Here is a 3,795-nt window from a genome sequence, read left to right on the forward strand (position 1 = left end):
AGCCGATCGGAAACATCCCTCCCGCCGAGGCCGAGGCGCGCTACTATGCCCAACGGGAGACAACCGCCCTGGCGGCATGACCCAAGCACAAAAGCCTCCGGCCATCCCGGTGCGGTTCACTTGTTGGCCCGGCCGATGGCCTGGGCGGTGGAGTGGATGGCGAAGCAGAGGAACTCGTCGAGGTCGAGGCGGGGCTCGGCGGGGCTGGTCGCGGGCATGGCGGTTTCCTCCGGGTGTGGCGCCCTGGTGTCCGGCCATTAGATCGTTAGCGACTTTCTCATGTACGATCAAATTGCAGGGCAGCCATGCGGCCTTGTCTATCGTGCGCGATCTAATCGAGCGGTATCCATCTCCCCAACACCGGGCCATCGTCCGGTCCAGACGGAGACCCCACCATGTTCCGCAATGCCCTGATCGCTTCCGTGCTCGCCCTTGGCACCGCTGGTGCCGCCCAGGCCCAGGATAACGGCCCCCGGCTGATCGGCGGCGGCGGCGATGGCGGCCCGCGGGTCGCGTATGCCGAGCCCAGCCAGAACGTGGTGGGCGGCGGCCTTGCCCGCCTCACCGGCGAGGGCGGCAGCCGCAGCCTTGCCTATGCCGGCCCGACCATGGCGCAGGCGCCGTCCGGCCTGGTTGCCCAAATCGAGGGCGGCGGCACCGAGCAGAGGCTGGTCTATGCGCCGGCCCCGGCCGCCAGCACCAGCCTGGCCGGCCAGCCGGCCCGCCCCCGCGGCTGAGCCGCGGCGCCATCGCACCCTGACATGCAGAAAGCCCCATGACCTCGGCTTGAGGTCATGGGGCTCTTGGGTGCCCTCCGCGGGGGAGGGCTGGGGTGGCTATCTCGGCTGATCGTCAGGAGCAGCGCGCTCCCGGCGGCGGTGCTCGAGCACCGCGCCCTGGAAGGCGCGGAACTCGGGCAGCCGCAGGAAGCGGAGGAGATAGCCGCCATAGGTCAGCTCGGCATGGCAGGGGGCGCAGATCAACCACCCATGCTCCGGCCGGTTCAGGCCGCGATGGAAGAAGTGGTCGAACTCGGCGCCGGGCGCCGGCCGGCCGGCCTCGGTGAGAACGGGCTCGCGCAGGCAGCAGGGGCACTGGCCCTCGAAGGGCTCGGCCGCGGTGACCCGGACGAGCGTCGCCTGGCTGCGCTCCGAGAAGTCCCGCCGCTTGTCGAGCAGGATGTCCTGGGCCGAGAGGACCAGGAACATCAGGTCGGCTGCATGCCGCTCGAGGCTGTCGAGGCGGCGGTGCAGGTCACCGAACTGCTGGACGAGGTGCCGGTGCAGCGGATCGTGCTCCGCCATGGGCGGGCCGACGCGCCACGTCATGGCGCGGCGGACGACCGTGTTGCACCAGAGGTGGAACTCCGGGGAGAGGTAGCGGGCGTAGGACAGCGCGAGCTGCCAATGCGCCCAGGTCCCGCCGTGGCGGCCGCGCAGGGTGGCGACGAAGCCGTCGGGCTCGAGGGCGATAATGTGGTCGTGGACCACATTATCGCCTGCCGGCTCGTCTGGCTCGGCCAGGTGCGCCCTGGCATGGGCGCGAAAGCGCGCGGTCTCCTCGAGGATGAGCCAGCTGGTCGGGCGCCGGTGCTCCGGGCAGCCTGCTGCCCGCCACATGTCGGTCAGGTTCAGCATGGTGCCTTGGAGGCGGATGGGCCGGCCCTGGTAGCTGAGGGTGCTGGTGGGGGTCATGGTGATCTCCAACAGGGTTTCGGCCTTGCTCAAGGGGCCGCTGCGGTCGGCTCGGAGCTGCCGAGACCCGCTGGAGAGGGGGCAGGCGTTCAGCCGGGCCGGTGGGCCCGCCGGGGGGCGCCTGAACGCCGCGGCACGGCCTGGTGCCGCGCCAGCCGCCACGCGGCGGCGGCGGGGCCGGTGCCCCGCCTGGGTGGGGGGCACCGGGTGGCCTCGTCCTTCGCACCGCCGTGCCACCGCTGGCAGGGCTGGGGTTCGCAGAGGGCGGCCGGCAAAGGGCCGGATGCGCGGGGCCGGGCTTTCTGCAGCGTTGTAGACGCTCAGAGGCCCGCCGGGTGCGTGACGAGGGGAGGAGAGGCTGCCGGCCCGCCCCCTGGGCCCGGGCAGGGGCGGCGCCGGGCAGGGCCGGGCAGCATCGCTGCTGCCACCGCCTGCCCCAGGCCAGCCGGCTTGTGCTCGACCCTCTTCGGAACTGGACTGCGTGGCTGTTCAGGGGAGCGGGGCTGCCGGGCGGGCCGGGCCTCTCGTGCAGCAGAGATGGGGTGCCGGACCTGTATTTTCAAGATCAGAACAAACACGCAGGCCAGCGCAGGTCCCGCAGCCCGGCCGAGGCGGGAGGGCCGGTGTTGGTCTGGAAGGCAGTCCTGGCGGCATCCCCCTCACCCCGCTTCGCGCGCGAGGAAATGGCGAAGGGTACGGGAAGGGAGAGGTATGCCCGGGCAGCGAGCGTGCCGCAGGGCCGGCGAGGCCAGGACGACAGCCCCCAGCCCCGCTGTGGTCGAGGAAGCCGCTGGACATGCGGCAGCCCTCCCGCTTGATGCGAATGAGCGGGGCTTTGTCGGCAGGTGTCCATCAGCAGTCGCGCGCGCCCGGATCGGGGGGTGGCATGGGGAGCGGCGCCTCGCCCTGCTGGGCAGTCACCAGGTCGGCCAGAGCGAGCAGGGCAGTCAGCTGGTCGGTGGGGAGGGCGGTGACGTCGAACCCGTGGTCGAGTTGGCTCGGCACCGCCTGCGGACCCGCGCCGGGCATCATCACGTCGACCTTCGACCTGTCGTCGGCTCCGAGCGCCCGGCGCATCTGGGTCTGCAGGCTGCCCAGCGCCTTCATGTAAGCCTGCAGGTGCCCGCCCAGACTGTCGCCCCGGCCGGCCAGGAGCCGGCTCAGCGCCTGGCTTGCCCGGATGCCCACCTCCTCGCTGCCAGCAAGGTAGTCGTCGAGCAGCTGCCCCAACCGATCGACGATCGAGCCCGCGATCTCCAGCCGGCCCAGGTGCCGGATGTTGGCCGCTGCCAGGTCCCGGGCCTGGGCCTCGATGACCTGTGCCCGCATCGCCGTCCGCAGGTCCGGGTCGGACACCCGCGCCATCGGCTCGGCCTCGGCCATGTCGGAGACCGGACCGAAGGCTGCGCCAGCGGGAAAGTCCGCAGCCTGCGCGGCGTTGGCAAGGCCGGTAAGGGTGCGGACTTTTCGGCCCTTTCCTGCTGGTTTTTCCGTGGCTTGGCCGGCTAACCAATTGTCGGAATTCGGAGAAGTCCGCATCCCCTCGGCCGGAAAATCGGTCCGCAGGTGCGGACTTCTGCCCGGCGGCTGCGCAGTTTCCCCGCTCCTCCGCTGCGACCCTCTCGGGCGTCCCCTGCCGCGCTTCCCAGTCGTCACCCCCACGGGCCTCTGGCCCAGCGCCGCCGCGATCTCGAGCTGGCGCGCCCGCGCCTCGATCTCCTCGCGCGCCTTCGGGTCCTTCACCCAGGCACCACCGGCCTGGTCCAGCTTGCTGGCACGCTTGCGGATGGCGCGCTCGTCGAGACCGTGCTTCCTGGCCAGCTCACGATTGGAGAGCAGGCCGAACTCCCACTCCAGGCGGATCTGCGCCCACTTGGTTTCACCCAGCGCCATGGCGCTCCTCGCTATCCGTTCCCGACGTCCACCAGGGCGTTGGCATCCCGGTGTCTACTCATGGCCATGCAGCCTCCGGCTCCGGCCGGGTACCTGCTCATCCCCCGGTGACGATGGGCCTGCCGCTTGGCGCTGGGGAAGTGCTTGACGTGTGCCGTGAGCTTTTGATTCAAGCTCGGGATGGACCGGCTTCCCGACCTGTCTTCGC

General features: G+C 71.2%; 3 protein-coding genes. 1 reads left to right on the top strand and 2 read right to left on the bottom strand.

The features are described 5' to 3' along the window. Positions 1–395 precede the first annotated feature (395 nt). Positions 396–737, top strand: a complete 342-nt coding sequence (locus tag LHA35_RS27935) for a hypothetical protein (protein WP_226614587.1) — start codon at positions 396–398, stop codon at positions 735–737. A gap of 99 nt (positions 738–836) precedes the next feature. Here the strand turns inward: LHA35_RS27935 and LHA35_RS27940 are convergent, their stop codons facing one another. Beyond that, positions 837–1,694: a KilA-N domain-containing protein gene (locus LHA35_RS27940; protein ID WP_226614592.1), complete on the bottom strand. Its 858-nt coding sequence runs from the start codon at positions 1,692–1,694 to the stop codon at positions 837–839. Between the two features lie 852 nt (positions 1,695–2,546). Then, positions 2,547–3,587, bottom strand: coding sequence for a hypothetical protein (locus LHA35_RS27945; protein WP_226614595.1), 1,041 nt, complete (start codon positions 3,585–3,587; stop codon positions 2,547–2,549). Positions 3,588–3,795 lie beyond the last annotated feature (208 nt).

This window comes from Roseicella aerolata, assembly GCF_020523605.1.
GTDB lineage: Bacteria > Pseudomonadota > Alphaproteobacteria > Acetobacterales > Acetobacteraceae > Paracraurococcus > Paracraurococcus aerolatus.

What these genes read in the sequence shown, in the direction of transcription:
- LHA35_RS27935 (WP_226614587.1), top strand. Translation starts at nt 396, where the DNA reads ATGTTCCGCAATGCCCTGATCGCTTCCGTGCTCGCCCTTGGCACCGCT.
- LHA35_RS27940 (WP_226614592.1), bottom strand. Translation starts at nt 1,694, where the DNA reads ATGACCCCCACCAGCACCCTCAGCTACCAGGGCCGGCCCATCCGCCTC.
- LHA35_RS27945 (WP_226614595.1), bottom strand. Translation starts at nt 3,587, where the DNA reads ATGGCGCTGGGTGAAACCAAGTGGGCGCAGATCCGCCTGGAGTGGGAG.